Genomic DNA, 17,833 nt, shown 5'->3' on the forward strand with positions numbered 1-17,833 from the left:
CCCTGTGTCACTTCTCTACGTACCGCAGCGAGCGCAGGCCGCGCTCCAGATGCCAGTGCAGATAGGCGGACACCAGCCCGCTCCCCTCCCTGACATGACGCGCCTCGCACGCGTCCGCCGTCGCCCAGTCGCCGCTGAGCAGCGCGCTCAGCAGTTCCAGGGCCTGTGCCGAGGGTACGACGCTCCCGGGAACCCGGCAGTCACCGCAGACGACGCCCCCCGCCCCGACGGAGAAGAACCGGTTCGGGCCGGGCATTCCGCATCTGGCGCAGTCCTCGAAGCTGGGCGCGTACCCGTTCACCGCGAGCGAGCGCAGCAGGAACGCGTCCAGGATCAGGTGGGGGGCGTGCTCGCCCCGGGCGAGGGTCCGCAGGCCGCCGACGAGCAGCAGGTACTGCTGGACGGCCGGTTCGCCCTCGTGGTCGGTGAACCGCTCGGCGGTCTCCAGCATCGCGGTACCGGCGGTGTAGCGGGCGTAGTCCGCGACGATCCCGCCGCCGTACGGGGCGATCGTCTCGCTCTGGGTGCAGAGCGGCAGCCCGCGGCCCACCAGCTCGCTGCCGCGGGCGAAGAACTGCACGTCCACGTGGGAGAACGGCTCCAGGCGGGCGCCGAACTTGGACTTGGTGCGGCGCACCCCGCGGGCGACGGCGCGGACCCGGCCGTGGCCGCGGGTCAGGATCGTGATGATCCGGTCGGCCTCGCCCAGTTTCTGCGTACGCAGCACGATGCCGTCGTCCCGGAACAAGCTCATACGACCATTGTCGCCCACCGGGGGCCGGTGGCGGGCGGGCGGTGCGGGGGCGGTTACGAGGGCGTGCGGGCGGCTGCCGCCAGCAGGCGGGCGACGTCCTCGGCGGGGAGCCGGAGGGCGGCGCCGACCGTCGTGAGGACCTGGCGCTCGGCGGCGCGGTAGGGCCCGTCCGCCAGCGCGATCCGGGCGCCCTGGAGGAGGAGGGACTCGCGGCCGGGGACGGCCAGGTGCGGGGCGAGGGGGGCCAGCACCTCGTGCAGCTCGATGGCGAGGGTCGGGCCGCACGCCTCGGCGGCCGGGTCGGCGCCGGAGCCGTACCCGGTGTCGGCGGCCAGCACCTCCACGACCGTGTACAGCTGCTCCTGGGTGCAGTCGTCGAGCCCGGCGTCGCGCACCGTGGCGACGGCGGCCGCCAGGACGGTGCGGGAGGTGGTGCCCCCGGCGGCGAGGACGGCCAGGGTGACGGTGTGGACGGCCTCGCGCAGCATCGTCGAGAACCGGGCCGTGGTCGGGTGGTCCAGGGCCTCGGGGGTGCAGCGGGCGAGGCAGGCGGTGCACTCGACGACGGGCTCGGCCGCGCCCCGGCGGGCCAGCGGGACGCCGAGGACGGTGAGGCGGCGGCGGCCGGCGAGCCGGCGGTAGTTGCGGTCCCCACCGCAGCCGGCGCAGAAGAAGACGCCGTCGCCGACGGCGTCCCAGACGGTGCGAACGCCGCAGAGGACCGGCCTCAGAGCGCGTTGTCCCTTGGCTGACCGCACGTCGCACACCTCCGTAACGCTCCGGCAACATTGCCGTGTAGTGGACGTGATGTTAGCCACATGCGCGACGCGGCGTCAGCCTCTCGGACGTCACAACCCCCGGATATGGCCGAAACCCCGGCCGCCCGACGCGGGCGACCGGGGTCCGGCGGCTGCCGTCGCGGCGTCAGCGGGCCGCGCGGTTGACGGCGGAGACGACCGCCTTCAGCGAGGCGCGGGTGGTGTTGGCGTCGATGCCGATGCCCCACAGGACCTTGCCGTCGATGGCGCACTCGATGTACGAGGCGGCCTGGGCGCTGGCGCCCTCGCTCATCGTGTGCTCGGTGTAGTCCAGCAGCCGGGCGTCGATGCCGATGGCCTGCAGCGCCTCGAAGAACGCGGAGATCGGCCCGTTGCCGGAACCCGTCAGAACGGTGTCGACGCCGTCCACGACCGCCTCGACGGTCAGGGTGTCGGTGCCGTCGGTGTCGGAGGTGGTCTGGCCGGACCGCAGCTGGATACGGCCCCAACGGGCCCCCGCGTCATCCGGGTTGGGCAGGTACTCGTCCTGGAAGGCGGTCCAGATCTGCGTCGGCGTGACCTCGCCGCCCTCGGCGTCGGTCTTGGCCTGAATGATCCGGGAGAACTCGATCTGCATCCGGCGCGGCAGGTCCAGCTTGTGGTCGTTCTTCAGGACGTAGGCGATACCGCCCTTGCCGGACTGCGAGTTGACCCGGATGACGGCCTCGTAGGAGCGGCCGACGTCCTTCGGGTCGATCGGCAGGTACGGCACGGCCCACTCGATGTCGTCCACGGTCCTGCCCTGGGCCGCCGCGTCCTTCTCCATCGCGTCGAAGCCCTTCTTGATGGCGTCCTGGTGGGAGCCGGAGAAGGCGGTGTAGACCAGGTCGCCCGCGTAGGGGTGGCGCGGGTGGACCTCCATCTGGTTGCAGTACTCGCTGGTGCGGCGGATCTCGTCGATTTGGGAGAAGTCGATCTGCGGGTCGACGCCCTGGGAGAACAGGTTCATGCCCAGGGTGACCAGGTCGACGTTGCCGGTGCGCTCGCCCTGGCCGAACAGGCAGCCCTCGATGCGGTCGGCGCCGGCCATGATGGCCAGCTCGGCGGCGGCGACGGCGGTGCCCCGGTCGTTGTGCGGGTGGACCGACAGGCAGATGTGCTCGCGGCGGGTCAGGTGGCGGGACATCCACTCGAACCGGTCCGCGTGCGTGGAGGGCGTCGAACGCTCCACGGTGGCGGGCAGGTTGAGGATGATCTCGCGGCCCTCCTCCGGCTGCCACACGTCGCAGACGGCCTCGCAGACCTCCAGGGCGAAGTCCAGCTCGGTGTCGGTGAAGATCTCCGGGCTGTACTGGTAGCCGAAGACCGTCTCGGGGCCCAGGATCTTCTCGGCGTACTCCATGACCAGCCGGGTGCCGTCCACCGCGATCTGCTTGACCTCCTCGCGCGAGCCGCGGAAGACGACGCGGCGGAAGGTCGGGGCGGTGGCGTTGTACAGGTGCACGGTGGCGCGGCGGGCGCCGACCAGCGACTCCACGGTGCGCTCGATCAGCTCCTCGCGGGCCTGCGTCAGGACGGAGATCGTCACGTCCTCGGGGATCGCGCCCTCTTCGATGATGGAGCGCACGAACGCGAAGTCGGTCTCGCCGGAGGAGGGGAAGCCGACCTCGATCTCCTTGTAACCCATCTTCACCAGCAGGTCGAACATCTCGCGCTTGCGGGCGGGGGACATCGGGTCGATCAGCGCCTGGTTGCCGTCGCGCAGATCGGTGGACAGCCAACGGGGCGCCACGGTGATCCGGTTGTCCGGCCAGGTGCGGTCGGCGATGTCGACGGCCTCGTAACCGCGGTACTTGTGGACCGGCATCCCGGACGGCTTCTGCAGCTGCGTCGCGTTGGTGACCGGGGTGGGACGGCCGACGGCGTGGGCGGCGGGGTTCACGGGGATGGTCATGGCGTAGGGCTCCTCGGGGGTCCGACGTGGGGTCGGCCGACGGTGTCGCTGCAGCACCAGACTCCGCGGGGAGGGGGTCGGCCTACGACTACAGGCCCTCGCCGCGGCAGCTAAGGAGAAGCAGCCCGAAACGCATGATGCGACGAGCGTAACCGAGGGTGGCCCGTGGTGTCGGTCCGTATCAGTATGCGGGATCGGGCATCCATGACGGGAAAACGGTGACTCATCACTCCATTTCGTCAATCACCGTCGCAACCGGTGACAGGACGGTGACGGAATGCCACAGTCGTTGTATGCACCTTCGAACCGACAGCGAGTTGAACCCCGTCTTCTGCACCATCGTTCCGCCCCACCTCCTCGACCACCTGTCCCGGTCGGCCGAGCCCCGGCTCGCCGTCCCGGCGCGGCGCACGCTGGAGGCCGACGCCCTGCGCCGCGACCGCCGCCGGATCACGGCGCTCGCCGCGACACCGGTCCGGCACACCGCGGGCGCGGTCCCCACCAAGCCGCACCGCACCCTGTACGACTGCGAGAACGGCACCGCGCTGCCGGGTGCCAAGGTCCGCGACGAGGGCGACAAGGCCACCTCCGACGCCAGCGTCAACCGCGCCTACGCCGGACTCGGGGCCACCTTCGAACTGCTGCTCTCGGCGTACGGGCGCAGCTCGATCGACGGCAGGGGCCTGCCGCTGATCGGCTCCGTGCACTACGGCCGGGAGTACAACAACGCGTTCTTCGACGGCGAGCAGATGGTCTTCGGGGACGGCGACGGCGAGGTCTTCCTCGACTTCACCGTCGCGGTCGACGTCATCGCCCACGAACTGGCCCACGGCCTCACGCAGTACACCGCCAACCTCCGCTACGAGGGCCAGTCCGGCGCGCTCAACGAGTCCGTGTCCGACGTCTTCGGCTCGCTGGTGAAGCAGTACTCGCTGGGTCAGAGCGCCGAGCAGGCGGACTGGCTGATCGGCGCCGGGCTCCTCGCCCCCGCGGTCGAGGGGAAGGCGCTGCGCTCGATGAAGGCCCCGGGCACGGCGTACGACGACGACGTCCTCGGCAAGGACCCCCAGCCCGGCTCCATGGCGGACTACATCGAGACGGAGGAGGACAACGGCGGGGTCCACCTCAACTCCGGCATCCCCAACCGGGCGTTCTACCTCACGGCCACCGCGCTGGGGGGCAACTCCTGGGAGCGCGCCGGACAGATCTGGTTCGACGTGCTGACCGGCGGCGAGCTGGCGGCCGACGCGGACTTCGCGCAGTTCGCCCGGCTGACGGTCGCGGCGGCGGGCGACCGCTTCGGCGAGGCGGACGAGCGGGAGGCGGTCCTCAAGGCCTGGTCCGAAGTGGGCGTCCCCACCCGGTCCTGACCCCGCCCCGGGGCGGGCGGGCCCCGACCCGCCCGTTCCCGGCCCCCGTCCCGGCGGGCTCGCCCCGGTGGGGCGGGCTGCGCGGCCCGGCGCGGTGGGCGGCGCCGCGTCCTCGTTCCGGCGGGCCGGTTCGGCGGCGCGTCCACTGGGGCGGGGTTGAACCGCCGCACGGCCCCCGATAGACAGGACCCCATGCGTATTCAGGTCAGCCGGACCGGCGGCTTCGCCGGAATCGCCCGGCGCGGCGAACTCGACACCGAGGGCCGGGCGGACGCCTCCGCGTGGCGGACGCTCGTCGAGCAGGCGCTCTCCTCCGCCCGGGACACCCCGCCCACCGGGACGCCGGACGGGTTCCGGTACGAGATCACGGTCGACGGCGCCACCCTGTACTGCGCTGACCCCGATCTGACCGGGGCGCAGCGCACGCTGATCTCACGCGTCCTCCGGGAGGGCGCGTGAGATCGGCCCCGGGGGCGGACGGCCGGCGCTGCTCTCGGAAGACGCCCTGAGGGCTGTCGCCGAACTGCCGCCTGCCGGGCGACGACGGCAGTGTGACGACAGGCCCTAGAAGCCGAGCTTGCGCAGCTGCTTGGGGTCGCGCTGCCAGTCCTTGGCCACCTTCACGTGCAGGTCCAGGTAGACCGGGGTGCCGAGCAGCGCCTCGATGTGCTTGCGGGACTTGGTGCCGACGTCCTTGAGCCGCTTGCCCTTGGGGCCGATGATGATGCCCTTCTGGCTGGGGCGCTCGATGTAGACGTTGGCGTGGATGTCCAGCAGCGGCTTGTCCGCCGGGCGGTCCTCGCGGGGCAGCATCTCCTCGACGACGACCGCGATCGAATGCGGCAGCTCGTCGCGTACGCCCTCTAGCGCCGCCTCGCGGATCAGCTCCGCGACCATGACCATCTCCGGCTCGTCGGTGAGGTCGCCCTCCGGGTAGAGCGGCGGGCTCTCGGGGAGCAGCGGGGCGATGAGGTCCGCCAGCAGGCCGACCTGCTGGTCCCCGACCGCCGAGACGGGAACGATCTCGGCCCACTCGAAGCCCAGTTCCTCCGCGAGCGCGGAGACGGCGATGAGCTGTTCTGCCAGCGTCTTGGAGTCGACCAGGTCGGTCTTGGTGATGATGGCGATCTTGGGGGTCTTCCTGATCCCCGCCAGCTCCTTGACGATGTACTTGTCGCCGGGGCCGAGCTTCTGGTCGGCCGGCAGGCAGAAGCCGATGACGTCGACCTCGGCCCAGGTGGTGCGCACGACGTCGTTGAGCCGCTCGCCCAGCAGCGTGCGCGGCTTGTGGAGGCCGGGGGTGTCGACCAGGATCAGCTGCGCGTCGTCACGGTGCACGATGCCGCGCACCGTGTGCCGGGTGGTCTGGGGGCGATTGGAGGTGATCGCCACCTTCTGACCGACCAGAGCGTTCGTGAGGGTGGACTTGCCCGCGTTGGGGCGGCCCACGAAGCAGGCGAAGCCGGCCCGGTGGGGGGAGGTGGTCTCCGCCTGCGGAACAGCGGATTCGTGGTTCGGTCGAGCGCTCATGGCGCCCATTCTCCCCGATCCCGGTGACGCACTCGCACAGCGGTACGCCGGGACGCGCCGGGAAGCCGGAAGGAGTCGCGCCCGGGGCGGGACGCGACCGGCCCGGAAGGGCGGGCGGAGAAGCGCGGGAGGTGCGGGGGGAACGGCCGCCCCGGCGGTCCTTCAGCCCGCGGTGACGCGGACCCGCACCACCCCGTCCGGGCCCGCGAGCAGTACCGGGGTGTCCGGGCCGCCGAGGTCCCGCACCGCGGCACGGTCGTCGTCGGAGAGCTGTTCCGCGGCCGAGACGACGGCGGCGGCCTCCAGCGAGGCGGCGCCGCTCGCCACCGCCATGGCGACGGCGGTCTGCAGCGCGCTGAGCTTCAACGACTCCAGCGCCACCGTGCCCGCGACGTACGTACGTCCCGTTTCGTCGCGGACGGCCGCGCCCTCGGGCACTCCGTTGCGGGCCCGGGCGCTGCGCGCCAGCGTGACGATCTTGCGGTCCTCGGCGTCGAGGTCGGTGGTGCCGGTGGTGTCGGTCATGGCACGAGCATACGAAGCGGGCGTACGGCCCGCACCGGCCGCCCCGGCCCGTACGCCTCGGCGGCGGGCGGCGGCGGAGCGCCCGCCGGCACGCGGGCGGGCCCGCTCCTCCCGGGGAGGAGCGGGCCCGTTCCGTACGCCTGCGTCGAGGAGGTCCGGCGAAGCCGCGTCCGTGCCCTACGGCCGGTCCAGGCGGAGCCGTTCCGCCTTCGGGAGGCCGGCGACCACCAGGTCGTAGGAGTCCTCGATCAGCTCGCGCAGCAGCCGGTCGGGGACGCCGGAGACGGTGACCGTGTTCCAGTGGCGCTTGTTCATGTGCCAGCCGGGCACGATCGCGGGGTGCGTCCCGCGCAGCCGGATCGCCTCGTCGGGATCGCACTTGAGGTTGATCGTGAGCGGCCGGGCCTCCAGCGCGGTGAGGGCGAACATCTTGCCGCGCACCTTGAAGACCGAGGTCTCCGGGCCGAACGGGAACTCCTCCGCGCTCGCGTTGAACTCCCGGCAGAAGGCCCGCAGCCGCTCCGGCGTCATTCCGCTTCCTTCTCCTCGGACTCGGCGGGCTCGGGCTCCACGAGCACCGTGACGATCTTGTTGCGGCGGCCGGCCGGGGACTCCGCGGTGAGCCGGAGCCGGCGGCCGTCGGGCAGTTCGACCCCGGCCGACGCCCCGGCGATCGGAACCCGGCCGAGCGCCTTGGCGAGCAGTCCGCCGACGGTCTCCACGTCCTCGTCGTCGTACTCGTCGAGTCCGAAGAGGTCGCCGAGGTCCCCGATGTCGAGGCGGGCGGTGACCCGGTAGCAGCCGTTCTCCAGCTCCTGGACGGGCGGCAGCTCCCGGTCGTACTCGTCGGTGATCTCGCCGACGATCTCCTCCAGGATGTCCTCGATGGTGACGATGCCCGCCGTGCCGCCGTACTCGTCGATGACGACTGCGACGTGGCTGCGGTCCCGCTGCATCTCGCGCAGCAGGTCGCCGGCGTTCTTGGTGTCGGGGACGAAGGCGGCGGGGCGCATGGCGGTGGAGACCGGGTCGGACTCGGACTCGCGGTTGATGTGCGTCTTGCGGACCAGGTCCTTGAGGTAGACGATCCCGACGACGTCGTCCTCGTTCTCGCCGGTGACCGGTATCCGGGAGAAGCCGGAGCGCAGGGCGAGCGTGAGGGCCTGGCGGATCGTCTTGAAGCGCTCGATGCAGACGAGGTCGGTGCGGGGCACCATGACCTCGCGGACCAGGGTGTCGCCCAGCTCGAAGACGGAGTGCACCATGCGGCGCTCGTCGTCCTCGATGAGCGACTCCGCCTCGGCCAGGTCGACCATGGCCCGCAGTTCGGCCTCGCTGGCGAACGGGCCCTTGCGGAACCCCTTGCCCGGGGTCAGCGCGTTGCCGACGAGGATCAGCAGCTGGGGGATCGGCCCCATGATCCGGGCCAGCGGCAGCAGGACGTACGCCGCCGCCGTGGCCGTGTTCAGCGGGTGCTGGCGGCCGATGGTGCGCGGGGAGACGCCGATGGCGACGTAACTCACCAGGACCATCACGCCCATCGCGACGGCCAGCGCCTCCCAGGTCTCGGGGAGTTCCTGGAGGCAGGCGTAGGTGACGAGGACCCCGGCCGACATCTCGCAGGCCACCCGCACCAGCAGGGCGACGTTGAGGTAGCGGGTCGGGTCGGCGGCGATCTGCGCCAGCTTCGCGCTGCCGCGCCGGCCGGAGCGGACGGCCTCCGCCGCCCGGAAGCTGGAGGTGCGGGCGATCCCGGCCTCCGCGCAGGCGGCGAGCCAGCCGACGACGACCAGCAGGGCCACGCCGACGATCAGGGGCGCGCTCACGAGACGGTCGGGGCGGGGGACGGACCGGTGAGGCCCCGCTCGCCGCGCCAGCCGTCCACGATGGCGGCCTGGAGACCGAACATCTCGGCCTTCTCGTCCGGCTCCTCGTGGTCGTACCCCAGCAGGTGCAGCACCCCGTGGACGGTCAGGAGCTGGAGCTCCTCGTCCATGGAGTGCTGCGTCGGGGCCTCCTCGCCCTGCCTCTTGGCGACCTCCGGGCAGAGCACGATGTCGCCCAGGAGCCCCTGCGGGGGCTCCTGGTCGTCCTTGGCCGGCGGACGCAGCTCGTCCATCGGGAAGGACATGACATCGGTGGGACCGGGGAGGTCCATCCACTGGATGTGCAGCTGCTCCATGGCGTCGGTGTCCACCACGATCACCGAGAGCTCGGACAGCGGGTGGATCCGCATCCGGGCCAGTGCGTAGCGGGCGATGTCGAGGATCGCCTGCTCGTCGACCTCGGTTCCGGACTCGTTGTTGACGTCGATCGACATGGTGCGCTGCGACTACTTCCCTTTTCGGCGGTCGCGCCGGCCGTCTTCGCGGCCGTCCGACTGACCGTCTCGTTGACCGTTTCGGCTGTCGTACTTCTCGTACGCGTCGACGATACGGCCGACGAGCTTGTGCCGGACGACATCCTGGGAGCTGAGCCGGGAGAAGTGCACGTCCTCCACGTCCTCCAGGATCTCCTGGACCTGCCGCAGCCCGCTCTTGGTGCCGCTCGGCAGGTCGACCTGGGTGACGTCGCCGGTGATGACGATCTTGGAGTCGAAGCCGAGGCGGGTGAGGAACATCTTCATCTGCTCGGCGCTGGTGTTCTGCGCCTCGTCCAGGATGATGAAGGCGTCATTGAGCGTCCGGCCCCGCATGTACGCCAGCGGCGCGACCTCGATCGTGCCCGCCGCCATCAGCCGCGGGATCGAGTCGGGGTCGAGCATGTCGTGCAGGGCGTCGTAGAGCGGGCGCAGATACGGGTCGATCTTGTCGAACAGGGTGCCCGGCAGGAAGCCGAGCCGCTCCCCCGCCTCGACCGCCGGCCGGGTCAGGATGATCCGGCTGACCTGCTTGGCCTGGAGGGCCTGGACGGCCTTGGCCATGGCGAGGTAGGTCTTGCCCGTACCGGCGGGGCCGATGCCGAACACGATCGTGTGCCGGTCGATCGCGTCCACGTACCGCTTCTGGTTGAGCGTCTTGGGGCGGATGGTACGGCCGCGGTTGGAGAGGATGTTCTGCGTGAGCACCTCGGCGGGCGTCTCGCCCTCGGGGCCGCCCTGTCCGTCGCCGGCCGCCCTGAGCATGGCGATCGACCGTTCCACTGCGTCCTCCGTCATCGGCGCTCCGGTGCGGAGCACGAGCATCATCTCGTCGAACAGGCGCTGGATGAGGGCGACGTCGGCGGCCTCGCCCGTGGCACTGATCTCGTTGCCCCGGACATGGATGTCGGCTGCCGGGAAAGCCTCTTCGATCACGCGCAACAGCGAGTCGCCCGATCCGAGGAGCATCACCATGGGGTGTGCGGCCGGGATCCTGATCTGGGCACGCGCCTGCGGCTGTGTGGGTGACTGAGTCATGGGCCGGCCCTATGGCCTGCGCATACCTCCCGTTGCAGGGTTCTCGCCGTTCGACAACCTCTGGACTACCCAGCGTACGACCTGCCGGTGACAACACGGAGCGCTTTTACCGTGCGTGTGTGCGAACCGGCCGGGTTCCGTGCGGGCGGCCCGGCCGGCGCCCCCGGGAGCGCCCCGTCCCGGGGGCGGTCACTGGCGGAAGCCGATCGTGGGCACCGCGCGCCGCAGCGGCCAGGCGCGGGCCGTGGTGGGCAGCAGGTCGTCCAGGAAGGCGTAGCGCTCCAGAGCGGCGGGGTTCTGGCGGTCGCAGGTGCGGACCAGCTGCCACCAGGCGGCGATCTCGGCCCAGCCGGGCGCGGAGAGCGATCCGCCGAACTCCTGGACGGAGAGGGCGGCGGTGAGCCCCGCGAACGCGAGCCGGTCGGCGAGCGGCCAGTCGGCGAGGGTGCCGGTCACGAAGCCGGCGACGAACACGTCCCCCGCACCGGTCGGGTCCAGCGCCTCCACCTCGATGGCGGGCACCTCGGCGGCGGCCCCGGTACGCCCGTCCACGGCGTACGCGCCCTCGGCGCCCAGGGTGACCACGGCGAGCGGGACGCGTTCGGCGAGCGCGTGGGCGGCGGTGCGCGGGCAGTCGGTGCGGGTGTAGCGCATCGCCTCCTCCGCGTTGGGCAGGAACGCCTCGCAGTGCGCCAGGTCGGGCAGGGCGCCCAGGTCCCAGCGGCCGGTCTCGTCCCAGCCGACGTCGGCGAAGATCAGCGCCCCGTTGCGGGCGGCGGCGGCCACCCAGGGCTCGCTGCGGCCCGGCACGAGCGAGGCGATGGCGGCGCGGGCGCGCGGCGGGCAGAGCGGGAAGACCGGGCGGCGCCCGGCGGCGGATGCGGCGGGCCCGTCGGACGCCGCGGGCCCGCCGGGGGCCGCCGCCGCCGGAGCGCCGGGGGCCGGGGGCCCGGCGGGAGGGGGCGCCTCGTGGCCGTGCGAGACCATCGTGCGCTCGCCCTCGTACGCCATGGAGACGGTGACCGGGGAGTGCCAGCCGGGGACGGTGTGCGACATCGACAGGTCGATCCCCTCGCCCTGTTCGAGAGCGTCCCAGCAGTACGTCCCGTAGTGGTCGTCCCCGAAGGCGGCGGCGAGGGAGGTGTGCAGGCCGAGGCGGGCCAGCGCGGTGGCCATGTTGGCGACGCCGCCGGGGCTGGAGCCCATCCCGCGGGCCCAGGACTCGGTCCCGCGCACGGGGGCGCTGTCGAGACCGGTGAAGACGATGTCGAGGAAGACCGTGCCGGTCAGGAAGACGTCGCAGGCGGGGTCGCGGGGGGCGCGCAGCGCCAGCAGCGGGTCGATGCCCGGAGTCTCTGTGCTCACCGTGGGCTCCCGGGGTCGTGCGGCGGATCTCGGCTCGGGCCGGACTCGGTCCGGACCGTGTGAGGTGCGGACCGCGAGGCGGTCCGGACCGGGTGGAGTGCGGCCAGTCTGCCCGATCCGGCGAGGGGAACACACTGTTCGAGCCCAGGTGTTCGCAGCACGCCTGACCTGCATAAACATGCGCTAATACCCGTCCTGAGCCCGCATAAACACATAAGTGACTCAGATCACAGCGAGGCGGCTTCCGGGGGGCCGGAAGCGCTTGATACAAATTGCCCCGCGAGCACCTTCGGGCGCCTTGTCCGACGAGAGCCGCGATCTCCCGGCATATCGCCTTACCTCCGCAGCACCCCCACGCCTTCTCTCCGTACCCCCTGTTTCGCCGTGCCTTCCCGCAGTACCCCTCCCCTCCCCTCCCCTCCCCCTGCCTGCTCAGGCATGTCTTCAGGAACGCCCATGTCCTCGCGCCCTGGCGCCGTGTGGCCCCTGGTGGCCGTGTTCACCGCCGGTTACCTCGCCTCCTACCTCCTGCCCACCATCGTCGGGCGGCTCAGCGCCCAGCTCGGGCTCAGTCCCGCCCAGGCGGGGCTGGTCGGCAGCGCCCTGCTGCTCAGCTCGGCCGGCGCCGGCTTCGCCCTGGCGGGCCGGGTCGAGCGGTTCGGCCCCCGCGCCTCCGCCCGCACCGGACTGGTGCTGGCCGCCACCGGATACGGCTTCGCCGCCCTCACCGGGTCCGTGCCGCTGGTGGTGCTCGGCGTGGTGGTCGGCGGCCTCGGATCGGGCACGGCGACCGCGGTCGCCGCCGCCGGGACGGCCGCCCGCCCCGATCCGCACCGGACGTCCTCGCTCGGGCTGCTCACCGTCTCCGCCACCGCGGGCGTGCTCTACCTGACGATCCCCCACCTCGGCGGCGGCCACCGGCTCCCGTTCGCCGCGATCGCCGCGGTGGCCCTGCTCGTCTGGCCCGCGACCGCCCGGCTCGGCGGGGCGACGGCGGCGCAGGGCGCGGCGTCGCCGGTCACCGGCCGGCTGCCGCACCGCCGCTCCGGCCTCGTCCTGGCGGGCGGCATGCTCGTCTGGTCCATGGCGCAGAACGCGCTGTGGGGCGTGAGCAGCCGCATCGGGGTGGTCCAGGCGGGACTGTCCGAGGTGACGGTCGGGGCGGTGTTCGCCGCCGCGCTCGGCGCGGGGCTGCTCGGGGTGGCGGGCGCCGGGCTGCTCGGCGGCCGGCTCGGCCGGGCGGTGCCCATCGGGCTGGGCACGGTGATCATCGCCGGGAGCATCGTGCTCAGCTCCTCGGCCCGGGACCTCGGGTCGTTCGCGACCGGCGAGATCCTGTGGAACGCCGTCTACCCGGTGGTCCTGTCCTATCTGATCGGGCTGGCCGCCTCCCTGGACGTACGCGGTCGCTGGGCGGTGCTGGCGGGCTCGGCCTCCTCGGTGGGGGTGGCCTGCGGCCCGCTGCTGGGCAGCGTGCTCTCCGAGGAGGCCGGATATCCGGCGATGGGCCTGGTCCTGGGGGCGGCCACCCTGCTGGTCGCCGCCCCGGTGACCGCCGTGGCGCTGCACACCGGCGGCCGTCCGCTGGTGCCCGGTTCGGTGCGCCGCCGCGGTGGCGCGCCGGCCGCCCTGCTGGCCGCCACCGCCACGGGCAGCCTGCCCGGCGCGGTGCCGAAGCTCGGCGCACCGGAGCAGCCCGTCACGGAGCTGCGGGTACCGGCGCTGCGTCGCGGACGGCTGGTGCGCAGCGCGATCCGGACGGCCGGTCCGGACGGCGCGTCCGGCCAGGCGGACGCCTGACCGCCCCCCGGACCGACCCGGTTCAGTCGAACGTGTGGGCCTCGACCTCGGCCAGGTAGCGCGCCCGGCGCTCCTCGTCGTGGTCGAGGAAGGCCGCCTCGAACGAGTTGCGGGCCAGGGTGCGCAGTTGCTCCGGGCCGAGGGCGAGCGCGTCGCGGACGGCGTCGAAGTTGTCCCCGGCGTAGCCGCCGAAGTAGGCGGGGTCGTCGGAGTTCACCGTGCAGTGGAGTCCGGCGGCCAGCATCGCCGGCAGCGGGTGGTCCGCGAGCCGGTCGACGGCGCGCAGCCGTACGTTGGAGAGCGGGCAGAGCGTGAGCGGCACCCGGTCGGCGGCCAGCCGCGCCACCAGCTCCGGGTCCTCCATGCAGCGCAGCCCGTGGTCGATGCGCTCGACGCCCAGGACGTCCAGGGCCTCCCGGATGTACTCCGGCGGGCCCTCCTCCCCCGCGTGGGCGACCTTGCGCAGGCCGAGCGCGGTGGCCGCCTCGTACACCTCGCGGAACTTGGCGGGCGGATGGCCGGCCTCGGCGGAGTCCAGGCCGATCGCGCTGATCCGGTGCAGGTACGGCTTCGCCGCGTCCAGGGTGCCGAGGGCCGACTCGGCGGACAGGTCGCGCAGGAAGCACATGATGAGCTGGGTGGAGACGCCGTGGGTCTCCTCGCTGCGCTCCAGCGCCCGGCCGAGCCCTTCGACGACCGTGCCGATCGGGACGCCCCGCGCGGTGTGGGCCTGCGGGTCGAAGAAGATCTCGGCGTGCCGGACGCCCTGGGCGGCGGCGCGGGCGAGGTAGGCGTCGACGAGTTCGGCGAAGTCCCCCTCGGTGCGCAGGACGGCCATCAGCGCGTAGTAGAGGTCCAGGAAGGACTGGAGGTCGTCGAACCGGTAGGCGGCGCGCAGTTCGTCCGTGGTGGCGTACGGGAGGGCCACCCCGTTGCGCTCCGCGAGGGCGAAGGCCAGTTCGGGTTCGAGGGTGCCCTCGATGTGGAGGTGGAGTTCTGCCTTGGGGAGGTGCACGGTGTCTCGCAAACGGTGGTGCCGGCGGGGTCGGTCGGGCCGGGTGAGGTCAGTGGTGCCGGGTGGGGACCGGGACGCGGATGAGGTCCTGGGCGACGGTGAGTTCGCCGTCGAACCCGGCGGCGCGGGCCTGGGCCCCGAACAGGTCGGGGTCGCTGTAGCGCTGGGAGAAGTGGGTCAGCACGAGGTGCCGTACACCCGCCTCCTTCGCGACCCGGGCGGCCTGTCCGGCGGTCAGGTGGCCGTGGTCGACGGCCAGTCCCTCGTCCTCGTCGAGGAAGGTGGACTCGATGACGAGCATGTCGCAGCCCTCCGCGAGCGCGTACACCCCGTCGCAGAGCCGGGTGTCCATGACGAACGCGAACCGCTGCCCGCGCCGGTGCTCGGAGACCTGCTCCAGAGTGACGCCGCCGAGGGAGCCCTCGCGCCGGAGGCGGCCGACGTCCGGTCCGGCGATGCCGTGCTCCGCGAGGAGGGCGGGCAGCATGCGGCGGGTGTCGGGCTCGGTGAGGCGGTAGCCGTACGACTCGACGGGGTGCGAGAGCCGGTGGCAGTCCAGCGTGTAGGCGGGGGTGGCGGCGAGGATCCCGCCGTCCCCGGTGGCCGGGACCTGGGCCAGCTCGACGGTCTCGCGGTAGGCGGTGGCGTAGCGCAGCCGGTCGAAGAAGTGCTGCCCGCTCGCCGGGTGGTGCGCGGTCACCGGGTGGGGCACCTGGTCGAGGTTGATCCGCTGGATCACCCCTGCGAGCCCGAGGGAGTGGTCCCCGTGGAAGTGGGTGACGCAGATCCGGTGGACGTCGTGCGCGGCGACCCCGGCCCGGAGCATCTGGCGCTGGGTGCCCTCGCCGGGGTCGAAGAGGATGCCTTCGCCGTCCCAGCGCAGCAGGTAGCCGTTGTGGTTGCGGTGCCGGGTGGGGACCTGGCTGGCGGTGCCGAGCACCACCAGCTCGCGTACGGACATGGGGAGGACGCTCCTGCGGTACGGGGGTTATCCGGGGGGCCACTGGAGGCCGCGGCCTCCCAGGACGTGGGCGTGCGCGTGGAAGACGGTCTGGCCGGCGCCGGACCCGGTGTTGAGGATGATCCGGTAGCCGGTGGAGTCGATCTTCTCGTCGACGGCGACCGCTCCGGCCTCGGTCAGCACGTCGGCGGCGACCTGCGGCTCGGCGGCGGCGAGGGAGGCGGCGTCCGGGTAGTGGGCCTTGGGGATGACCAGGACGTGGGTCGGCGCCTGCGGGTTGATGTCGCGGAAGGCGACGGTGGTCTCGCTCTCGCGGACGATGGTCGCCGGGATCTCTCCCGAGACGATCTTGCAGAACAGGCAGTCGGACTGCGGCGCTCCCGCCATGGCTCCGGGCCTCCTCGGTCGCTGGTGCGTCGGTACGGGTGATCGGGTGATCGGTACAGGGGCATGCTATCCCCGGCCGATCGGGCCCCCTCAGCCCCAGCGGCCGGTGCGGCCCAGCAGCAGCGCGGTCGCCGCGGTCCCGGCGGTGGAGGTGCGCAGCACGCTGCGGCCGAGCCGGTAGGGGCGGGCGCCCGCCTCGGCGAAGGCGGCCAGTTCCTGCGGGGAGACGCCGCCCTCGGGGCCGACGACGAGCACGATGGAGCCGGCGGCCGGGAGTGCTGCGGTGGCCAGGGGGGTGCTGTCGTGGTCCCGGTCCTCGTGCAGGACCCCGGCGAAGTCGGCGTCGGCGAGCAGGGCGGCGACCTGCTTGGTCGTCGCCGCGTCGGCCACCTCGGGGAAGCGGACGCGGCGGGACTGCTTGCCGGCCTCCCGGGCCGTGGCGCGCCACTTGGCCAGGGACTTCGCGCCCCGGTCGCCCTTCCACTGGGTGATGCAGCGGGCGGCCTGCCAGGGCACGATCGCGTCGACGCCGGTCTCGGTCATCGTCTCGACGGCGAGTTCGCCGCGGTCGCCCTTGGGCAGGGCCTGGACGACGGTGATCCGGGGCGCGGGCTCCGGCTCCTCCCGGACGCCCGTGCGGAGGGCGACGGTCAGGCGGTCCTTGCCCTCGGCGGCGTGGACGACGCCCTCCGCCCAGCGGCCGAGCCCGTCGGTGAGGACGACGTCCTCGCCGGGCTGGAGGCGGCGGACGGAGACGGCGTGCCGCCCCTCGGGACCGTCCAGGACGAACTCCGGCCCGGTGGGCATCCGTTCGACGACGAAGACCGGTGCGGTCACCGGGGGCTCCTCATGCTCAGGGCCGCCCGGGCGGCCTCCAGTTCGGCGGCGAGCAGTTCGATCAGCTCGCCGGCGGGCAGTTCGCGGGCCATGCGGTGGCCCTGTCCGGCCCACAGGGCCATGCCCTGGGCGTCCCCGGCCTTGGCGGCGGCCTGGCGCAGCCCGCTGGTGACGTAGTGGACCTGGGGGTAGGCGGCGGGGGCGTACGGGCCGTGTTCGCGGACGAAGCGGTTGACCAGGCCGCGGGCGGGCCGCCCGGAGAAGGCGCGGGTCAGCTCGGTGCGGACGAACAGCGGGTTGGTCAGCGCCTGTTTGTGCAGCGGGTGCGCGCCGGACTCGGGGCAGATCAGGAAGGCGGTGCCGAGCTGGGCGGCGTCCGCGCCGGCCGCGAGGGCGGCGGCGATCTGGGAACCGCGCATCAGTCCGCCGGCGGCGATGATCGGGAGCTGCACGGTCTCGCGGACCTGGGCGATGAGGGAGAGCAGCCCGGTGCCGGTCTGGTCGACCTGCGGGTCGTCGCGGTGGGTGGACTGGTGGCCGCCCGCCTCGACGCCCTGGACGCAGACGGTGTCGGCCCCGGCCCACTGGGCGCTTTGGGCCTCCTCGGCGGAGGTGACCGTGACGATGGTGTGCGTCCCCGCGCGGGCGAAGGCGTCGAGGGTGTCGCGGGTGGGGCAGCCGAAAGTGAAGGAGACGACCGGGACGGGGTCCTCCAGCAGGATGGCGACCTTCGCCTCGTACCCGTCGTCGCCGCTGCCGTCCGGGTCGCCGAGCGGGGTCTCGTACCAGGCGGCCTCTCCGGCGAGCTGGTGGCGGTAGACCTCGACGGCGCTGGGGTCGGCGAGGGCGGGCTGCGGCATGAAGAGGTTCACGCCGAACGGCCCTGCGGTGAGCCTGCGGACCTCTTTGACCTCGTGGTACATCCCGTCCGCCGTCTTGTACCCGGCGGCCAGGAAACCGAGCCCGCCGGCCTCGGTGACGGCCCCGGCGAGCCGGGGTCCGGACGCGCCGCCCGCCATCGGGGCCTGCACGATCGGATACCGGCAGAGATCGGTCAACTCGGAGGACATGACCGCATCGTGCCACGTCCCGCACAACGGGGCCGAATCAGCCAGTCGCCTGCTTGACCGGTTCCCCTCCGTACGCCGCACCGCCCGCCGGTAGGAAACCGGCGGGCGGT

General features: G+C 72.8%; 18 protein-coding genes. 3 read left to right on the forward strand and 15 right to left on the reverse strand.

Features of this window, described 5'->3' with window-relative positions; all coding sequences use genetic code 11:
* Positions 1-7: 7 nt before the first annotated feature.
* From recO to leuA, 3 genes are all read right to left on the reverse strand, one after another.
* Complete coding sequence (gene recO / locus AMK24_RS06235; protein ID WP_073765866.1) at positions 8-754, reverse strand: DNA repair protein RecO; 747 nt, start codon at positions 752-754, stop codon at positions 8-10.
* A 53-nt stretch (positions 755-807) separates the two neighbouring features.
* Positions 808-1,512, reverse strand: coding sequence for a TerB family tellurite resistance protein (locus AMK24_RS06240; RefSeq protein ID WP_073766678.1), 705 nt, complete (start codon positions 1,510-1,512; stop codon positions 808-810).
* Between the two features lie 166 nt (positions 1,513-1,678).
* Positions 1,679-3,466, reverse strand: a complete 1,788-nt coding sequence (gene leuA / locus AMK24_RS06245) for a 2-isopropylmalate synthase (protein ID WP_073765868.1) — start codon at positions 3,464-3,466, stop codon at positions 1,679-1,681.
* A gap of 293 nt (positions 3,467-3,759) precedes the next feature.
* Here leuA and AMK24_RS06250 point away from each other — a divergent pair, with 293 nt between their 5' ends.
* Both AMK24_RS06250 and AMK24_RS06255 read left to right on the forward strand, forming a co-directional pair.
* Complete coding sequence (locus tag AMK24_RS06250) at positions 3,760-4,836, forward strand: M4 family metallopeptidase (protein ID WP_073765870.1); 1,077 nt, start codon at positions 3,760-3,762, stop codon at positions 4,834-4,836.
* A gap of 192 nt (positions 4,837-5,028) precedes the next feature.
* On the forward strand, positions 5,029-5,295 hold the full coding sequence (locus AMK24_RS06255) for a protealysin inhibitor emfourin (protein WP_073765872.1): 267 nt from the start codon (positions 5,029-5,031) through the stop codon (positions 5,293-5,295).
* A 105-nt stretch (positions 5,296-5,400) separates the two neighbouring features.
* Here AMK24_RS06255 and era read toward each other — a convergent pair whose 3' ends face one another.
* From era to AMK24_RS06290, 7 genes are all read right to left on the reverse strand, one after another.
* The gene (gene era, locus AMK24_RS06260; protein WP_384579129.1) at positions 5,401-6,375 is read right to left on the reverse strand and encodes a GTPase Era; all 975 of its coding nucleotides are present in this window, start codon (positions 6,373-6,375) and stop codon (positions 5,401-5,403) included.
* A 153-nt stretch (positions 6,376-6,528) separates the two neighbouring features.
* Complete coding sequence (locus tag AMK24_RS06265) at positions 6,529-6,891, reverse strand: cytidine deaminase (RefSeq protein WP_073765874.1); 363 nt, start codon at positions 6,889-6,891, stop codon at positions 6,529-6,531.
* Between the two features lie 177 nt (positions 6,892-7,068).
* A complete protein-coding gene (locus tag AMK24_RS06270; protein WP_073765876.1) occupies positions 7,069-7,422 on the reverse strand; it encodes an MmcQ/YjbR family DNA-binding protein in 354 nt (117 codons plus the stop codon).
* Entirely contained in the window at positions 7,419-8,717 is a 1,299-nt protein-coding gene (locus AMK24_RS06275; RefSeq protein WP_073765878.1) for a hemolysin family protein, read from the reverse strand. Before AMK24_RS06275 ends, AMK24_RS06270 begins: the two co-directional genes overlap by 4 nt.
* Positions 8,714-9,211, reverse strand: coding sequence for an rRNA maturation RNase YbeY (gene ybeY / locus AMK24_RS06280; protein WP_073765880.1), 498 nt, complete (start codon positions 9,209-9,211; stop codon positions 8,714-8,716). The genes AMK24_RS06275 and ybeY overlap by 4 nt, the downstream gene beginning before the upstream one ends.
* 12 nt (positions 9,212-9,223) lie before the next feature.
* Positions 9,224-10,288, reverse strand: a complete 1,065-nt coding sequence (locus AMK24_RS06285; protein WP_073765882.1) for a PhoH family protein — start codon at positions 10,286-10,288, stop codon at positions 9,224-9,226.
* A 189-nt stretch (positions 10,289-10,477) separates the two neighbouring features.
* Positions 10,478-11,653: a carbohydrate kinase family protein gene (locus AMK24_RS06290; RefSeq protein ID WP_073765883.1), complete on the reverse strand. Its 1,176-nt coding sequence runs from the start codon at positions 11,651-11,653 to the stop codon at positions 10,478-10,480.
* Positions 11,654-12,109: 456 nt separating this feature from the next.
* On the opposite strand from AMK24_RS06290, the gene AMK24_RS06295 reads away from it, so the two are divergent.
* Positions 12,110-13,453, forward strand: coding sequence for an MFS transporter (locus tag AMK24_RS06295; protein ID WP_073765885.1), 1,344 nt, complete (start codon positions 12,110-12,112; stop codon positions 13,451-13,453).
* 22 nt (positions 13,454-13,475) lie between these two features.
* Here the strand turns inward: AMK24_RS06295 and AMK24_RS06300 are convergent, their stop codons facing one another.
* The 5 genes from AMK24_RS06300 to AMK24_RS06320 form a co-directional block, all read right to left on the reverse strand.
* Entirely contained in the window at positions 13,476-14,468 is a 993-nt protein-coding gene (locus AMK24_RS06300) for an adenosine deaminase (protein WP_073765887.1), read from the reverse strand.
* Positions 14,469-14,517: 49 nt separating this feature from the next.
* The gene (locus tag AMK24_RS06305; RefSeq protein ID WP_073765889.1) at positions 14,518-15,429 is read right to left on the reverse strand and encodes a ribonuclease Z; all 912 of its coding nucleotides are present in this window, start codon (positions 15,427-15,429) and stop codon (positions 14,518-14,520) included.
* Positions 15,430-15,456: 27 nt separating this feature from the next.
* The gene (locus AMK24_RS06310) at positions 15,457-15,816 is read right to left on the reverse strand and encodes a histidine triad nucleotide-binding protein (protein ID WP_073765891.1); all 360 of its coding nucleotides are present in this window, start codon (positions 15,814-15,816) and stop codon (positions 15,457-15,459) included.
* Positions 15,817-15,906: 90 nt separating this feature from the next.
* Positions 15,907-16,653, reverse strand: a complete 747-nt coding sequence (locus tag AMK24_RS06315; protein ID WP_073765895.1) for a 16S rRNA (uracil(1498)-N(3))-methyltransferase — start codon at positions 16,651-16,653, stop codon at positions 15,907-15,909.
* Positions 16,650-17,723, reverse strand: coding sequence for a nitronate monooxygenase (locus tag AMK24_RS06320; protein WP_073765922.1), 1,074 nt, complete (start codon positions 17,721-17,723; stop codon positions 16,650-16,652). Before AMK24_RS06320 ends, AMK24_RS06315 begins: the two co-directional genes overlap by 4 nt.
* Between the last annotated feature and the right edge of the window lie 110 nt (positions 17,724-17,833).

The organism is Streptomyces sp. CB02366, from assembly GCF_001905905.1.
Classification (GTDB): domain Bacteria; phylum Actinomycetota; class Actinomycetes; order Streptomycetales; family Streptomycetaceae; genus Streptomyces.

Coding starts and splice junctions, on each gene's coding strand:
- AMK24_RS06310 (WP_073765891.1), bottom strand. CDS start 15,816: ATGGCGGGAGCGCCGCAGTCCGACTGCCTGTTCTGCAAGATCGTCTCG.
- AMK24_RS06305 (WP_073765889.1), bottom strand. CDS start 15,429: ATGTCCGTACGCGAGCTGGTGGTGCTCGGCACCGCCAGCCAGGTCCCC.
- recO (WP_073765866.1), bottom strand. CDS start 754: ATGAGCTTGTTCCGGGACGACGGCATCGTGCTGCGTACGCAGAAACTG.
- AMK24_RS06250 (WP_073765870.1), top strand. CDS start 3,760: ATGCACCTTCGAACCGACAGCGAGTTGAACCCCGTCTTCTGCACCATC.
- AMK24_RS06270 (WP_073765876.1), bottom strand. CDS start 7,422: ATGACGCCGGAGCGGCTGCGGGCCTTCTGCCGGGAGTTCAACGCGAGC.
- AMK24_RS06295 (WP_073765885.1), top strand. CDS start 12,110: ATGTCCTCGCGCCCTGGCGCCGTGTGGCCCCTGGTGGCCGTGTTCACC.
- AMK24_RS06265 (WP_073765874.1), bottom strand. CDS start 6,891: ATGACCGACACCACCGGCACCACCGACCTCGACGCCGAGGACCGCAAG.
- leuA (WP_073765868.1), bottom strand. CDS start 3,466: ATGACCATCCCCGTGAACCCCGCCGCCCACGCCGTCGGCCGTCCCACC.
- ybeY (WP_073765880.1), bottom strand. CDS start 9,211: ATGTCGATCGACGTCAACAACGAGTCCGGAACCGAGGTCGACGAGCAG.
- AMK24_RS06320 (WP_073765922.1), bottom strand. CDS start 17,723: ATGTCCTCCGAGTTGACCGATCTCTGCCGGTATCCGATCGTGCAGGCC.
- AMK24_RS06255 (WP_073765872.1), top strand. CDS start 5,029: ATGCGTATTCAGGTCAGCCGGACCGGCGGCTTCGCCGGAATCGCCCGG.
- AMK24_RS06285 (WP_073765882.1), bottom strand. CDS start 10,288: ATGACTCAGTCACCCACACAGCCGCAGGCGCGTGCCCAGATCAGGATC.
- era (WP_384579129.1), bottom strand. CDS start 6,375: ATGGGCGCCATGAGCGCTCGACCGAACCACGAATCCGCTGTTCCGCAG.